The 16,759-nt window shown below is 47.5% G+C and carries 12 protein-coding genes; 4 read left to right on the top strand and 8 right to left on the bottom strand.

Going from position 1 to position 16,759, the window contains the following annotated elements; translation table 11 throughout:
- Positions 1–34: 34 nt before the first annotated feature.
- From GA693_RS05300 to plsB, 6 genes are all read right to left on the bottom strand, one after another.
- Complete coding sequence (locus tag GA693_RS05300; protein ID WP_016658090.1) at positions 35–568, bottom strand: DUF2058 domain-containing protein; 534 nt, start codon at positions 566–568, stop codon at positions 35–37.
- Positions 569–583: 15 nt separating this feature from the next.
- Complete coding sequence (locus tag GA693_RS05295) at positions 584–1,258, bottom strand: YoaK family protein (RefSeq protein ID WP_005178167.1); 675 nt, start codon at positions 1,256–1,258, stop codon at positions 584–586.
- Positions 1,259–1,293: 35 nt separating this feature from the next.
- A complete protein-coding gene (gene sstT, locus GA693_RS05290) occupies positions 1,294–2,487 on the bottom strand; it encodes a serine/threonine transporter SstT (RefSeq protein WP_045794785.1) in 1,194 nt (397 codons plus the stop codon).
- 230 nt (positions 2,488–2,717) lie between these two features.
- Positions 2,718–4,442, bottom strand: coding sequence for a SulP family inorganic anion transporter (locus tag GA693_RS05285; RefSeq protein WP_104494982.1), 1,725 nt, complete (start codon positions 4,440–4,442; stop codon positions 2,718–2,720).
- A gap of 73 nt (positions 4,443–4,515) precedes the next feature.
- Positions 4,516–4,833, bottom strand: coding sequence for an ArsR/SmtB family transcription factor (locus GA693_RS05280; protein WP_005178157.1), 318 nt, complete (start codon positions 4,831–4,833; stop codon positions 4,516–4,518).
- A 161-nt stretch (positions 4,834–4,994) separates the two neighbouring features.
- Positions 4,995–7,490 carry a glycerol-3-phosphate 1-O-acyltransferase PlsB gene (gene plsB, locus GA693_RS05275; protein ID WP_160241283.1) on the bottom strand — a complete coding sequence of 832 codons (2,496 nt, stop codon included), beginning with the start codon at positions 7,488–7,490 and terminating at the stop codon, positions 4,995–4,997.
- Positions 7,491–7,788: 298 nt separating this feature from the next.
- Between plsB and cysK the strand changes: the two genes are divergently transcribed.
- Entirely contained in the window at positions 7,789–8,787 is a 999-nt protein-coding gene (cysK, locus tag GA693_RS05270) for a cysteine synthase A (RefSeq protein WP_016658093.1), read from the top strand.
- Positions 8,788–8,841: 54 nt separating this feature from the next.
- Here the strand turns inward: cysK and GA693_RS05265 are convergent, their stop codons facing one another.
- Positions 8,842–9,849 carry an ABC transporter substrate-binding protein gene (locus GA693_RS05265; RefSeq protein ID WP_160241284.1) on the bottom strand — a complete coding sequence of 336 codons (1,008 nt, stop codon included), beginning with the start codon at positions 9,847–9,849 and terminating at the stop codon, positions 8,842–8,844.
- Between the two features lie 2 nt (positions 9,850–9,851).
- Positions 9,852–10,439: an ANTAR domain-containing response regulator gene (locus tag GA693_RS05260; RefSeq protein ID WP_160241285.1), complete on the bottom strand. Its 588-nt coding sequence runs from the start codon at positions 10,437–10,439 to the stop codon at positions 9,852–9,854.
- A gap of 444 nt (positions 10,440–10,883) precedes the next feature.
- Here GA693_RS05260 and GA693_RS05255 point away from each other — a divergent pair, with 444 nt between their 5' ends.
- The 3 genes from GA693_RS05255 (at position 10,884) to nirD (ending at position 16,506) form a co-directional block, all read left to right on the top strand.
- Entirely contained in the window at positions 10,884–12,224 is a 1,341-nt protein-coding gene (locus tag GA693_RS05255) for an MFS transporter (RefSeq protein ID WP_005178146.1), read from the top strand.
- Between the two features lie 31 nt (positions 12,225–12,255).
- Entirely contained in the window at positions 12,256–14,802 is a 2,547-nt protein-coding gene (gene nirB / locus GA693_RS05250; RefSeq protein WP_016658097.1) for a nitrite reductase large subunit NirB, read from the top strand.
- Between the two features lie 93 nt (positions 14,803–14,895).
- Entirely contained in the window at positions 14,896–16,506 is a 1,611-nt protein-coding gene (nirD, locus tag GA693_RS05245; protein WP_160241286.1) for a nitrite reductase small subunit NirD, read from the top strand.
- Positions 16,507–16,759: the final 253 nt, after the last annotated feature.

Raw genomic sequence — 16,759 nt, 5'->3', positions numbered from 1 at the left:
AAAAACCGGCCCAAGCCGGTTTTCTTTGTAGTGCTTACCACATCAGGTCATCAGGAATGACATAAGCAGCATACGGATCTTCTTCATCGGTGGTATCCGCGTTGCTTTGTGAATTATTCACCAGAATAAAGCCTTCCATTTTCTGGTTAATACGCTCCGCCAACGCTTTTGGCAAGAAGGCATAAGCTTCATTTTCCTTGGCAATCACCAGACTTCCGGCCACCAGTGCATTATAAATCTGCTGGTTGATGTAGACTTTTTTAATGGTGCCATCAATAAACTGATACACGCTGTCGCCATCGGTGTCGCGGATTTTATGCTGGTTGATCATTTGCATGATGGCAGCTTTCAGCTCTTTTTCCTGCAAGGCGGCTTTTTTCTCTTGTTCCAGCGCCTGATCACGGGCCATTTTCTGCTGTTTGTCCTGCTCGATTTTGGCTTTTACTTCAGCATCTTTACTCACACCTGTGCGCTGCTCATGTACCGCCTGTTTAGACAGTTTTTTAGCCTTTTTATTATCGACTAAACCTGCTTTGAGTAACTGTGCCTGTAATGCATTTTTGACCATGAGAAAATGTCCGAACTATTTCTGAAAATGTCGATAACGAAAATAAATCACCCAGTACACCAGACTTAAGCTAAAGCTTAAAGCCACCGGCACCAGGAAAGAGTTTAATTGTAATAAAGGATAAACCGCTGTCGCAACCAGACCGCCAATAAAGAAGCCAATTAAAATCAGCAGGTGCAAAATCACCCGGCGTTTGCCAACATGCAGGCCACGCACGCGATAGCCCAAGGCCAGACCCAAATCGGTCAATACCCCGGATAAATGCGTGGTCCGGATGATGGTGCCTTTGTAATAGCTGATCATGGCGTTTTGAACGCCCATCGCTACACAGGCCCAGAGCAATGCATAACGCGGGAAATACGGCAGTAAAATCCAGCACAGCAGAATAAAAATAGCCACTAAACTCAGCGGCAGCCCATAACGGCGTCCGAGGAGAAAGTGGCTATTTCCCAAGATAAGTCCACTATAAAATGAACCAATCACATAACAGACAACGACCAGAAACAGATAAATTACCTGTGACCATTGCCAGTCCAAAAGTGCCATTGCCAGCATGCTGACATTACCGGTCATGTGGGAAACGGACTGGTGCAACACAGTCACCAGTCCTAGAACATTAATGATTCCTGCATTCACAGAAAGAAAAAATGCACCCAGCTGAACCCAGAGCGGTAATTTTTGAAATGGCATAATTCATTGATTAATCAACAGACGTAGTGCATATATTAACGCAAACTACGATCAACTGCGGCAGTAAATAATACATCGGTAGATGAGTTTAGTGCAGTTTCAGTTGAATCTTGCAACACGCTAATCACCATACCAATGGCCACCACTTGCATGGCGATGTCCGATGAAATTCCGAACAGGCCACATGCCACCGGAATCAGCAGCAATGAACCACCGGCCACACCTGATGCACCACAAGCCGAAACTGTTGCGACCACGGATAAAATCAGCATGGTGCTAAAGTCAACCTGAATGCCTAAAGTATTCACCGCCGCCAGTGACAGCACAGTAATGGTTACAGAAGCACCAGCCATGTTAATCGCAGCACCCAATGGAATGGCGACACTGGCAGTTGATTCCTGTACGCCTAAACGTTTGGCCAAATCAAGGTTCACCGGAATGTTAGCGGCAGAGCTGCGGGTAAAGAAGGCGGTAATACCACTTTCACGTAAACATTTGAATACCAGTGGATACGGATTTGAACGGGTGACAAAGCCCACCATCATCGGGTTAATCACCAGCGCCACAAAAATCATGGTACCAATCAGCACAGTTAATAATTGCGCATAGCTAACCAAGGTACTCATACCAGATTCGGCAAAAGTCACCGCCACCAGACCAAAAATACCAAACGGCGCAAAGTTAATGACCAGACGGATTACTTTATTCACAGCATCTGCAGCATCGGTCAGGAAGGCTTTGGTATTGTCTGTTGCATGACGGAAGGCCACACCTAAAGCCACAGCCCAGGCCAGAATACCAATAAAGTTAGCTTCACTAATTGCTGTTACCGGGTTAGCCACAAAACTTAATAGCAGATTCTTTAAAATCTCAGCCAGACTGCCCGGTGGTTGCATGTCGGTATTGGCCGGAATATCCAGGAACAGCGTGCTTGGGAACAGGCTGCTGGCAATTACTGCAGCCAGGGCAGCCAGGAACATACCTGCGGCATACATCAGCATAATCGGGCGGATATGCGCACTATGGCCAACTTTGAAATTGGCAATAGAGGATAACACCAGGACAAACACCAGAATCGGTGCCACGGATTTAAGCGCTTTAATGAATAAATCGCCGAGCAGGCTTAAGTAGGGCGCAAATTGTGGAAAAGCCACCGCAACTATCACACCTAAAATGATAGCGATCAGAATTCGAGTGACTAAGCTCAAGCGCAGAAATGCTGAGAACATAGGAAGGCCTTGTCTGAATTACGGACAATATAGGGAAAAATTAGCGATGTATTTTATACCGAAAATTTAAATAGCTTACAAAAAAAATTTATATAAAAATCAAATGGCTGTTTTTAAATAGAATATTCGAAAAATTAAGCTATGCAAAAGTCATGATTTTTTCATGTTTTTATGCTTATGCCTGCTTTTTAGGGCGAATAATTGCCTGAAAAGCAGACAGGATCGGCATCTTAGGTAATGTCCGGACTCAGCTCGCGAATGGCCTGATAATGGGTCAGGAAAATTTTACCGCTTAAATGATTCAGTAATTTAGAGCGTTGCAGTTTGTCCATGACCGGGCCTTTAACTTCGGAAAAATGCAGCTGGATATTCAGTTTTCTCAGTTCATTGTCCAGATCTTCCAGCATTTCTAGCGCACTTAAATCAATGGCACTAATACTGGAGCCGTTAATTACCACATGCTCCAGTTCCGGTTTCTGGCTGACTGCATTAATCAGGAAACCTTTTAAGGTATTGGAGTTTAAAAAGGTCAGGTCTTCATCAATCCGGATCGACAGCACTTTGGCCGAGGTGATGACCTGATGACGCTGGATATTACGGAAATGCTGGGTGCCTTCGACCAGTCCAATTTCGGCAATATGCGGCCGGCTAATACGCCACAGCAGCAGAATAAAGGTTGAAACAATCCCGATAATCAGCCCGGTAGAAATATCAATAAATAACACGCCGAAGAAGGTAATCCACATCGCCAGACCATCAGCCTTGGAATAACGCCAAGTGTCGATAAACGGTTTTAGCTCGACCAGTTTCCAGATTGACACAATAATGGTTGCCGCCAGTACAGTCAGTGGCAGATCACGGAAAAAACCGGTGAAATACAGACTGACCAGCACAATAAACAAAGATGACAGCACGCCAGCCATAGAGGTTTTGGCGCCAGCATCGGCATTGACCACGGTACGTGATAGGCTGCCGGTCACCGGAAAGGCTGAACTGAGGCCGGCCCCAATATTGGCTGCACCCAAGGCAATGAGTTCCTGATTGCTATTCAGCTGGCTACGTTGCTGCAAGGCGGTGGCCTGGGCAATGGATAATGACTCCACAAAGCTGATCATGGCAATCATCGCGGCGCCGGGTAACAGTTGCAGTACCAGCTCCAGATTCCAGAACGGCATCGACAGCGCCGGGAAACCGGAAGGAATTTCACCGACAGTTTTAATGCCGACCTGTTGCAGATTGAAGAAATAGACCAGGGCAATGGAGACCACCACCAGTACCAGCGGTAAAGATTTAATAATAAATCCGCTGGCCCCGAGGCGCTGTTTGACTGCTTCCAGATTAAAAAACTTCGGCATGAAGACCAAAAACAGAATGGATGCGATACCAAAGATCAGGCTTTCCCAATGCATCAGGCCGATATATTCAAAGACACTCAGCACAAATTCTGGAATATTGTTGGCTTGTAACGGCACATTAAACAGAAACTTTAACTGGCCCAGTGCAATCAGCAGTGCCGAAGCAATAATAAAGCTTTTAATAACCGGATGGCTGATCAGCTGGATCAGGAAGCCAAAGCGCAGCATACCGAGCAATAGGGAAATGACCCCAACCATCAGCGCCAGCAGACAGGCGGCTTGAATATACACCGGAGAGCCGACTTCAAATAAGGGATTTAAAGTGGCAAAGGTCATCATGGAGATGATGGCCACCGGGCCAATCGAAAGCGTAGGACTGCTGCCGAAAAAGGCATAGATGATCATCGGCAGTACACTGGCATACAGTCCCATTACCGGTGGAAGACCGGCCAGCATGGCATAGGCCATACCTTGCGGCACCAGCATCGCAATGACAATTAGCGAGGCCAGCAGGTCAGATTTCAGGGTCACGGTATTATAATGTTTTAACCATTGCCAGGCGGGTAAGCGATTGAGCAGGCGTGACTTAAAATCTGACATATAAAAATCTAAATCATAAATTTAGATATATTATGCATAAAAAATGCTAAGAAATCTGCCTATGCAAAATTTATTAAAGTGGGGTAGCCGGGCAATACAGTCGATAGAGCGTGCTGAGAACTTCAACCAGTTTCGGATCTTTAATGGTGTAATAAATCTGTTTACCGTCTCGGCGGGTGTTCACCACATCACTTTTACGCAACATCATCAGCTGTTGCGACAGGGTCGGCTGGCGAATTTGAGTAATTTCCTCAATTTGCGATACATTCAACTCTTGTTGGGAAAGATGGCAAAGAATCAATAGACGGTCGGTATTGGCAAGCGATTTTAAAATCGTTACGACAGTTTCAGCAGAATCACGCATTACGTCTATTTCAAGACCATCACTCATAGTTAATTTCTCTAAAACACGTTGCTGCTAGTATAGAGCGAGTCGGGGCAAAGCGCTGAATAAAAGCGCCAAAACCCCATTGTTTTTTGTGAAAAAATATATCAAATTAACTGATAAGATCGTGTGATTAGTATCACAATAATATCTGAGAATATGATACTTTATTTTTTACTATACTCTTTAAACTGTTTGATTTCTTTCTCAGAGAACAGCAGCTTATCTGCAATCTGCTGTTGCAGCTCAGGGGCATACCAGCCCAGATAATCTGATATTTCTGTATCAAATTGTGGTTTCAGTTGTAACTGCTGACCTTGCATCTCCAGCAGTCCAAGCTGTTGTAAACTGCCCATAAAGCTCTTTAACGTGGCACTGTCGAAGTAATAACCGCTGTTTAAATTGCCTGACTCTGCCAGCCGTTTAAATACGGTTTTGGCCATTTTTTCCAGCGCTTTTAAATCTAACTGATACGGCTCGGCATATTCCTGCAATAATTGGCTAATCAACACAAAGTTGTTCAGGCTGCTGCGTGCCAGCGTTGCCAGACTATGCATTGGATGTGTTGCTTGGAGTTCAAGCAGCTGAATGTTCTCCGACACGTCAATCCAGCCCAGTTGCTGCATGCTGCCAAGAATACGGTCAATCTGCGCAGGAAGTTCTGTGGCTGACCATTTTAAAAACAGTTCCGATTTCAGGAATGGATATAAGCGGCTGACATGCTGCTTAAGCTGCGCTGTGGTGATCGCCGGCATATCCTGCACGAGCAGGGCAATCAGCGCCGGTAAGCTTAAGCAGTGCAGAATATTATTACTAAAGTAGCTGAGTAAAATACGCTGACTTTCGGCCACACGAATCCAGGTCTGGTTATCCTGCTGATAATGCTCGACCTGTTTCAGCTTCAGCGCATATTCAATAATTTCTGGTGCCGACAGCTGGGTGATAATCATCCGATCATCATAATGGGTGGCTTTAAGCAGCTCACGATACTGTTCAATTTGGCGCAGTAAATCATCCTGGCTTAAGGCATGTTGCGGTGCATTCAGCAAGATGGTGGAAATCAGCGAAATCGGGTTAATCACCACCGCTTTATTGATATTTTCCAGAATTTCCCGTGCTGCCTGATCAACCGTGTTGATGACTGGACGTGGCAATTCATCATGAATTGAAAGCTGGATCTGATCGGCCTGATTCTGTTGCAGAATATTGTCCAGAAACACCGGTTCGCCGAAGTTGACATAGACCTGGCCAAATACTTTTTCGATTTTCCGCGCCGAGTTCAAAATGCCCCATAACGATTCAGCTTCTTTGGGCTTGCCATTCAGCTCATTTAAATAAGAGGTACCTTCCATCAGCTTTTCATAGCCAAAATAGGTTGGAATAAAGGCAATCGGTTTGGTGGCACCGCGTAAATGGCTTTGCACCGTCATCGACAGCATGCCTTTTTTCGGTGGCAGCAATAAGCCGGTACGGGAACGGCCGCCTTCAATAAAATATTCCAGCGGGGTATTGCGTGACAGCAGGCTGTGCAGATATTCCTTAAATACCGAGGTATACAGCGCATTACCGCTAAAGGTACGGCGAATAAAATAGGCACCGCCACCACGTAAAATCTGCCCGACCACCGGTAAATTCAGGTTAATGCCGGCTGCAATATGCGGCACCATCAGGCCACGGTTAAAAATTACATAGGACAGCAGCAGATAGTCAATATGACTGCGATGACACGGCGTATAGACAATTTCATAGTCTTTGGCCAGTTCACGCACGGTATCGAAATGATGCACTTCAATCCCGTCATAGAGCTGGGTCCAGAGTTTGGTCAGTGCCAGCTCGGCAAAGCGTAAAGTCGAATAGGAAAAGTCCGATACAATTTCGGTCAGATAGCTTTTGGCGCGGTTTTCTGCCTCAAACATGCTGACTTTTTTATCAATACTTTCTTTACGAATCGCCTGTTGCACCGCCTCGGTTTTCATTAGTTTATTGATCAGGTTGCGGCGGTCGGACAGGTCAGGGCCTAAAATGGCTTCTTTATACTGGTTAAAGTTCTGGTCCAGGGTTTGCACCACAAAATGCGCCGGAGAAAAGTTCGGGCGTTCGGTCTGCGCAGTTTCCAGCAAAGCTCTTAACGATACCGGCTTGTGAAACTCAATATAGTTTTCACGGCCATATAAGGAAATATTCAGGGTTTGTTTCAGCTTGTTCGGTTTGGCCCAGGCATCGGCAAACAGCGCTTTAAACCAGGAATCTTCATATTCCGGCGCACGACCCCAGAGCACAGTTACCGGCACTAGCTGCACATCCTGATCCGGATGCTGCTGCAAGGCCTCAATTAGACGAATCAGTCGGGCTGAATAATGATAGCTGTCGTGCGGATGATCCTGCTCATTCAGTGCCAGCATCGAGTTATCTTCATTGTACTGGCCTAAAATCAGTGGTGAAAACACCGAAGGCAGGCCACGCGCTTGCGCTTCTTTATCAATCAGTACAGTATTACTTAAAGAGGCATCTTGCAGTACATAGCAGATACGGGTATGTAGCTGATTCTGCGCCAGATTCTGTTCCAGTTCGCTGGTGCTGCCCAGGACTTGCGGGGTCACAATCTTATCTAGAATTTTTTGCGTCAGGTTACGATAAATTCGGCTGTAACTCTTGTTAGACATTGCATTCCCTAAATATTTTCATGGGCCGGATGGGCTGTTTTTACAGTAGAACCTGAGGCCGGTGGGCTGACACGGTCGTCAGTCAAGATCAAAATTGAACTAAGTTTACAGCGATTTATAGGCTGGACTGAATAGATTTCATGGGGTGATCACCTAATTTAACGAAAAACTGGCCGTATTTGTGTGAAACTTATTCAGTTTTTATTGTAACCAATCTTAGAGAAATCGAATTTTAAAATTTAAAGAAGCCTGTATGATAGAAGGTGAGGTAAATGAAAAAAGACTTAAGGAAAACATGATGACAACAGATACAGCTTTTACCGCCCCGGACAATTTGGGGATTGCGGTTTATGCCAACAATGCCGAAGCCATTGGCAATACGCCACTGGTGCGCATTAATCGTGTCATTGGCGGGGGAGCCAATGTATTTGCCAAAGTGGAAAGCCGTAATCCGGCATTTTCCGTCAAGTGCCGGATTGGTGCGGCAATGGTGGCCGATGCAGAACAGCGTGGCGCGCTTAAAGCTGGCATGCATATTGTTGAGCCAACCAGCGGCAACACCGGTATTGCGCTGGCTTTTGTAGCAGCAGCCAAAGGTTATCCGATTACTTTAACCATGCCGGCCAGCATGAGTATTGAACGCCGTAAAGTATTAAAAGCGCTGGGCGCCAATCTGGTATTGACCGAACCAGCCAAAGGCATGAAAGGCGCGATTGAAGAAGCCGAGCGTTTGGTGGCGGAGCAACCGGATGTCTATTTTATGCCGCAGCAGTTTGAAAACCCGGCCAACCCGGACATTCATGAAAAAACCACTGGGGTTGAAATCTGGCAAGCCACAGGCGGTCAGGTCGATATTCTGGTTGCCGGCGTGGGCACGGGCGGTACGCTTACCGGTATTTCGCGTTATTTCGAAAAAGTGCAGAACCAGCCGTTGTATTCGGTGGCGGTTGAGCCGGCAGAATCAGCCATTATTGGTCAGGCCAAACGTGGTGAAGCGATTAGCCCGGCACCACACAAAATTCAGGGTATTGGCGCCAACTTTATTCCTAAAAACCTCGATTTAGACCTGGTTGATGAAGTCATTGCCATTCCAAGCCAGGAAGCAATTGATTTTGCGCGTAAGACAGCAACGCAGGAAGGCATTCTGGTTGGAATTTCCAGTGGTGCCGCAATGGCGGCTGCGGCACAGCTGGCTGCACGTCCGGAAAATGCCGGTAAAAATATTGTGGTGATTTTGCCAGATGGTGGCGAGCGCTATTTATCTTCAGTGCTGTTTGAAGATATTTCTGCCGACTAAGTCTGTCGACTGCAAAAATAGCCATAAAAAAGCCCGCCATCGTTGCGGGCTTTTTTATTCGGCGTGACCTGAGGGTAGCGGATAAATACAGCGTTGACTGACCGCAGCACTCTCCACCTCGGGCACATCCAGCGCATCCCATTTCAACATTTGTTCGGTGAGCCAGACAAAATCCTGCGCTTGCGGCTGGGCTGACGATTCATCCACCAAACTGCGAATAATATTCTGAATAAAATAATAGCGTTCGACATGGACCTGTGCGGAACAAGGAAACTGGATGATGCCGGCCTCATTTAGCATTTGCCAGACTGCTTGTGCATCTTCCAGCTGGTGCAATTCGGCTTGCGCGCGCTGAATGGCAGAGGTCATGGCATTTAAGGTATTCGGATGCTGGGCGGCCCATTCTGCGGTTACCGCTAGCACTTTATCGGCCACTTGCGGAATAACCTGCTGACCCGAGAGCAATATTTTAGAATAGCCCTGTAATTCGGCCTGGGTATTCCAGGGTTCGCCAACACAAAAGCCATCAATCTGCTGCTGGGAAATCGCTTCGACCATATATGGCGGTGGCAGCGTACTGAGCTGAATATTTTTCGCCAGAATCGGGTCGGCCAAGGCCAGCCATTCTCTTAAACAGTAATGATGAATCGAGGTGTGAAACACATGCGCCAGTTGTATCGGGCGTTGCTGATGGGCATTTATCAGTTTTGTGGCGATGTGTGCGGCATCATCTTCCGACTGGATGCCCAGTTCAAAACACAGCGATTGACTCAGGCTGATGTAAGCCTGATTGGTACTTAGCACCAGCGGCGTTTGCAGCGGAATCCCCAGTTGGTCGGTGCCGAGCGCCGCCGCCGGTAACATGGCCGACAGGCAATGCGCGGCATCCATAAAACCAAAGGCCAGCCGGTCTCTTAAACTGGCCCAGGACGGTTCTTTTAGCAGTTCGACATTGAGGCCGGCATCGGCAAAAAAGCCACGCTGTTTGGCCCATAAAATGGCGACGCAGTCGAGCAAAGGAATATAGCCAATCTGAAGTTTGGTTTTTTCTAAGTTATGCATGGCTAATCCTTAAATTGTTTTTGCAGGAGTTGCTGGGCATCGAGCAGGCGCCGTGCCATTTCACCAATGGTCATCCGGTGGCTCATGGCATTTTTGCGTAGCAGGCCAAAGGCATCTTCTTCGCTTAAGGCATGCATTCGCATCAGCAAGACCTTGGCTTTTTCGACATCTTTACGGTCGGCCAGTTTGCCTTTGGTTTCTTCCAGATCGTGCAGCAGCTTTTTGTGCTTTTTAAACTGCTCGATAGAAATTTCCAGAATGCTGTCCAGCTTGGCCGGATCAATCCCATCGACAATATAAGCAGTAACACCGGCATCAATGGCATTTTTGATGGTGTCTTTGTGGCTGTTTTTGGTGAACAGCACGGTCGGTAAATCAAACTGGCTGACGCAGCTTTCAATAATGTCCCGATGCGGATGGTCCATATCCAGCAGAATCACATCGGCATGCAGTTGCTGTAAATGGAACATATTGGAATGATTAATAATCAAACAGGCAACCACCTCAAATTCATGCTGAATCAAGGAGGTTTTGATGAACTCTGCGCGCTCGAGGTCATCATCAATTAACGCGATTTTCAGTTTTGGCATGCAACTCTCAATAGAGTCTGTACAACGAGTTATTTTAATAATGCAAAGATGGTGCCAAAACTGAATTTATTAAAATAAAACCTTTGAAATCAAAAATTAAATCTGAACTTGATGGGAAGATGCACTTGCATGAAACAAAACGCACCAAGATAAGGCAGCGAGCTTTAAAAAATAAAACAGGAGGCTGCCAGAACCGTGAAATTGGGATGCCACTCGCATCTGAATACCTTCACCCAGCATAGATAACCCTCAAAACCCAATAAAAAACAGCAAGCTACTGAGTTTTTCTAAAAAGTTGGCACGCTATCTGCATTATTCCAGCTGAGTCAAAGAAGACTCCCAAAATTTGAAAGACGGCCAACGACGTCCGCTCTGTTCGAATCTGTTATGCAGCTATCCGTATAGCAGGTTAACCCACACGTTCAGTTCAGGTAGGAGATGGTCATGTCTTCAAATTTGCAAGCGAATAAAGCGACAAAAATAAGTCTATTTAACTTTAAAACTTCAGCGATGAGAGCCTTCCATATGAGTTGGCTCGCATTTTTTGTCTGTTTCTTTGCCTGGTTTGCCTGCGCACCGTTAATGCCAGTCATTGCCGGCGAGTTCAACCTAACCAAAGATCAGATCGCCAATATCAATATTGCCGCGGTGGCCATCACCATTCTGGTCCGCTTAATTGTCGGGCCGCTGTGTGATAAATACGGCCCGCGCAAAACCTATACCGCCTTGTTAATTATCGGCAGTATTCCGGTGTTTGGGGTGGCGGCTTCCAACAGTTATGAATCTTTCCTGTTTTTCCGTTTGCTGATTGGCGCCATTGGTGCCAGCTTCGTGATTACCCAATATCACACCAGCATCATGTTTGCACCGAATGTGGTGGGAACCGCCAATGCCACTACGGCAGGCTGGGGCAATGCCGGCGGTGGTGCGACCCAGGCACTGATGCCTTTGCTGTTATCTGCCTTGGTGATGTTTGGGGTCGAGCAGGCCATGGGTTGGCGTATTGCTTTGCTGGTACCGGGCATCATGATGATTATTGTCGGCATCCTGTACTGGAAACTGACTCAGGACTGTACCCAAGGCAACTTTAAAGAATTACGCGAACAGGGCATTCAGGTCGGCAGCGACAAAAAAGGCGGTATGGCGATTCTGCTGCATGCTGCACGTAACTACCGCGTCTGGATTTTATTTGGTGCCTATGCTGCCTGTTTCGGGATTGAAATCTTTATTCACAACATTGTGGCGATGTATTACGTCGAACACTTCAGCTTTGGCCTGAAAGAAGCCGGCATGGCAGCGGGCATCTTCGGTTTGCTGGCCCTGTTTGCCCGTGCATTGGGCGGCATTGTCTCTGACAAGGTAGCACTAAAAAGCGGTCTGGATGGGCGTACCAAAGTGCTGTTTGCCATGATTTTAATGGAAGGCTTGTTCCTGATTCTGTTCTCGCAAATGAACAGCGCCATGCTGGCCATTTTAGTCATGACCATTTTTGCCCTGTTTACCCACATGGCCTGCGGCGCGACCTATGCACTGGTGCCATTTATTGACCGCGATGCACTGGGCGGCGTGGCCGGCATTATTGGGGCTGGTGGGAACGTCGGCGCAGTCGCCGCAGGCTTCCTGTTAAAAGGCGTACTGGATATTCAGACCTGCCTGATGGTTCTGGGCGGACTGGTGGTAATTGCCGCAAGTTTTGTCCTGATGATTCGCTTCTCGGTGGAGCACAAAGAAAAAGAACAACGCCTGTTCGAACAGGCCATTGTTGAACGCAATAACGCAGCCTAAGCCAACACAGAATATTATTGAGGAGAACTGTATGAAACTTGTCATGATTGGCCACGGTATGGTCGGCCACAAATTTATTGAATCGGTTTTGGAAACTGCGGGCGATGAGGTTGAAATCACCATTTTGGCAGAAGAACCGCGTTTGGCTTATGACCGCGTACATTTAACCGAATACTTCACCGGCAAGTCTGCCAAAGACCTAAGTCTATGCCGCAGTGACTTCGCCGATGCCTATGGCATTGATCTGCGCCTCAATACCAAAGCCACGGCTATTGACCCGGTACATAAACTGGTCACCACCAATCAGGGTGATGTGATTGCCTATGACAAACTGGTACTGGCGACGGGCTCTTATGCCTTTGTGCCACCTATTCCGGGCAATGACCGTGAAAACTGCTTTGTTTACCGCACTATTGAAGATCTGGATGCAATTAAAGCCGCTAGTCTGAATGCCAAATCTGGTGTCGTGATTGGTGGCGGTTTACTTGGTCTGGAAGCAGCCAAAGCCTTAAAAGACCTAAATCTGGAAACCCATGTAGTCGAGTTTGCGCCGCGTCTGATGGCGGTGCAGGTTGATGACCTGGGCGGTAAGGTGCTGCGCAGCAAAATTGAAGATCTGGGCGTGAAAGTCCATACCCAGAAAGCCACCTCCTCAATTGAAGATGGCGCGTCGGCCAAGCATGTGATGAAGTTTGGTGATGGCGCTGAACTGGAAACCGATATCATCCTGTTTTCTGCCGGGATTCGTCCACGTGATGAACTGGCGCGCCAAAGCGGACTCAGCATTGGCGAGCGCGGCGGGATTGTGATTAATGATTACTGTCAGACTTCCAATCCGGATATTTATGCGATTGGGGAATGTGCGCTGTGGCAAAACAAGATTTACGGTCTGGTCGCACCGGGCTATGACATGGCTCGAATTGCCGCCAAGCATGTGATGCAGCAAAACCCGAACTGCTTTGCTGGCGCCGACATGAGCACTAAATTAAAGCTGATGGGTGTGGATGTGGCATCTATTGGTGATGCACATGCCATGACTCCAAATTCACTCAGCTATTTTTATGCCGATGAAGATGCGCTGATCTACAAGAAAATTGTGGTTAATGCGGAAAAAAACCGATTGCTGGGTGCGGTGCTGGTTGGCTGTGCCAAAGAATATAACGATCTACTGCAAATGATGCTGAATGGTCTGGCAGTTCCAGAACAGCCAGAAAGCCTGATCATGCCGGGCTTTGCCGAGTCAGGTGCCAAAGCCGGTGGCAGCGGTGTCGATTTGCTGCCAGACAGCGCCACCATCTGTTCCTGTAATAACGTGTCTAAAGCCGATATCTGCCAGGCGATTGAAGCCGGTTCAACTTCACTCGGTGCACTGAAGAAATGTACCCAGGCCGCAACTGCTTGTGGGGGCTGTGCACCTTTAGTGACTCAGGTATTAAAAGCCGAATTGCAGCGTCAAGGGGTGACGGTCAATAACCATCTTTGTGAACACTTTGCCTATTCGCGTCAGGAACTGTATCACCTGGTGCGTGTGAACGAGATCAAGACTTTTGAAGATTTAATCCAGCAACATGGTCACGGTCTGGGCTGTGATATCTGTAAACCAACTGTGGCCAATATTCTGGCCTCCTGCTGGAATGACTTTGTGCTAAAACCAAGTCATGCCGGCCTGCAAGATAGCAATGACTACTATCTGGGCAATATCCAGAAAGATGGTTCTTATTCGGTGGTCCCACGAATGGCCGGTGGTGAAGTGACTCCAGATGGCCTGATTGCCATTGGCCAGATTGCCAAGGAATACGGCCTGTACACCAAACTGACCGGTGGTCAGCGCGTGGATATGTTTGGGGCGCAGGTACATCAGTTACCGGAAATCTGGCAAAAACTGATTGATGCCGGTTTTGAATCGGGTCATGCCTACGGCAAGTCACTGCGTACCGTGAAATCTTGCGTGGGTAGCACCTGGTGCCGTTATGGCGTGGATGATTCAGTTGGCTTGGCGATTTTCCTGGAAAACCGTTACAAAGGCCTGCGTTCTCCGCACAAACTGAAAATGGCGGTATCTGGCTGTACCCGTGAATGTGCCGAAGCACAAAGTAAAGACGTGGGCGTGATTGCCACTGAAAAAGGCTGGAACCTGTATGTTTGCGGTAACGGTGGCATGAAACCGCGTCATGCCGAGCTGCTGGCTTCCGATCTGGATACCAGTACCTTAATCAAATACATCGACCGCTTCTTTATGTTCTACATTCAAACCGCAGACCGTTTACAACGTACTTCGGTTTGGCGCGACAACCTGGAGGGCGGGCTGGATTATCTGAAAGACGTGATTGTGCACGATTCCTTAGGTCTGGCCGAAGAACTAGAACGCCGCATGCAGCATGTGGTGGGTACTTATCAGGATGAATGGCGTACCGCGATTGAAGATCCGGAAGTACGTAAACGCTTTAAAACCTTTATCAATGCCAAAGCCGAGCAGCAGCACGATCCGCACATCCAGTTTGCCACCGAACGTGGGCAGATTCGCCCGAAAACGGCGGCCGAGCGTGATGAAAGCCGGATTCCGGTGATGCAGGCATAACCTTCAAGATCAAGACACATCTTCTGAAGCAAATCCGCCAGAAAAACCAAATGAGATATGCAGCAGAAGATGCCAAAGTACAGGATAACGATGATGACAATTTTAAAAGATATGAATGAACTGGATTGGGTAGAGGTCTGTCATCTGGAGGAGATTACCCCACATACCGGCGTGGCAGCCTTGGTGGAAGGCCAGCAGATTGCAATTTTCCGTGTGGGGCAGGAACAGCGTGTTTATGCCCTGAGTAATCAGGACCCGTTTAGCGGCGCCAATGTGATGTCGCGCGGTATTCTGGGTGATTTGCAAGGTGAGCGTGTGGTGGCATCACCAATCTATAAACAGCATTTCAGTCTGGCCACCGGCCGCTGTCTGGAAGATAAAGACCAGAAATTACTGGTGTTTCCAAGCAAAATTGAACAGGGCCGGGTTTTTGTCAGTCCGACTGCACAAAAAACCTATATCACCAATAATGGCGTGCAACAGGAAAAAATGAAGCTGGTGCTGGTGGGTAATGGTCTGGCGGGCATGCGCTGTCTGGAAGATTTGCTGGATATGGCACCTGATCGTTACGAGATTACCGTGATTGGCGAAGAACCGTGGGGCAACTACAACCGGATTATGCTGTCCCCGGTCTTGGCCGGTGATAAAACGGTGGACGATATCATGCTGCATCCGCATGCCTGGTATGCCGAAAAAGGTATTCAGCTGATTGCCGGTGATGCTGCGGTGAAAATTGATCGTCCACGCAAGCAAGTCTTCACCCAGTCGGGGCAAGTGGTGAATTATGACCGGCTGATTTTAGCCACCGGCTCGCAGCCGTTTATTCCCCCAATTCCGGGCACAGAGCTGGACGGTGTGCTCAGCTTCCGCGATATCTATGATGTGAACCGGATGCTGGAATATTGCGAACAGAAACAAAACGCCGTGGTTATTGGTGGTGGTTTGCTCGGGCTTGAAGCGGCCTATGGTTTGAAACAGCGTGGCATGAACGTTACCGTGCTGCATCTAATGGACCGGATTATGGATCGTCAGCTGGATAGCAAAGCCAGCTTAATGTTGAAAAACAGTATTGAAGAAAAAGGTATTCGTATCCTGACCGAAGCCAATACCGAAATGCTGCTTGGTGAAAATGGCCATGTCACACAAGTCCGGCTAAACGATGGCACGCTGCTCGATGCCGATCTGGTGGTGTTTGCGGTGGGAATCCGTCCGAATATTGCCCTGGCGCAAAGTGCCGGCCTGCGCTGTCAGCGTGGGGTGCTGGTCAATGACACCATGCAAAGTTATGACCCGAGTATTTATGCAGTCGGTGAGTGTATCGAACATCGTGGTCAAACTTTTGGTCTGGTGGAACCGCTGTGGGGCCAAGCCTTTATTTGTGCCTCGCATCTGGCAGAACACGGTAGCTTGACCTTTAAGGCACCTACTGTTCCGACCCAGCTCAAAGTCAGTGGTTGTGATGTGTTCTCGGCCGGTAATTTTGAACCGGAAGATGATTTTGAAGACATTGTCCTGAATGATGAAAAACGTCAGATTTATAAACGCATCATCATCCAGAAAGACAAAGTCATTGGTGCAGTACTGTTTGGTGATACCGAGGATGGTGCATGGTATGCCGAGCTGATTGTAGATCAGACACCAATCACTTCGATTCGGAATAAACTGCTATTTGGTCGGGATTTTGCATTAAAGAAAGCAGGGTAATTAGATCTCTGTAATTAGTACTTCATAAGAAGGATGTCATAGCCTCAAATGGAGTGCTAAAACAACTGTTTACGTGTAGGCACTCCCTTACTTTTGAAAGATCAAAAGTAACAAAAATCTTAGATTCCCATACATTACGTCCTGTAATGATGGGAATCGGTGGCATCCATGCCACCTCACGATAGTGAATGCTTACACAAATTTCGTATTTCAAATAAAGCCAAGATAAAAATGGGAATTACGTGAATTTAGA

This window comes from Acinetobacter indicus, assembly GCF_009914475.1.
In the GTDB taxonomy this organism is placed as follows: Bacteria; Pseudomonadota; Gammaproteobacteria; order Pseudomonadales; family Moraxellaceae; genus Acinetobacter; species Acinetobacter indicus.
The sequence above is the reverse complement of the archived record's forward strand: the minus strand, read 5'-3'. Positions and strand labels throughout refer to the sequence as shown.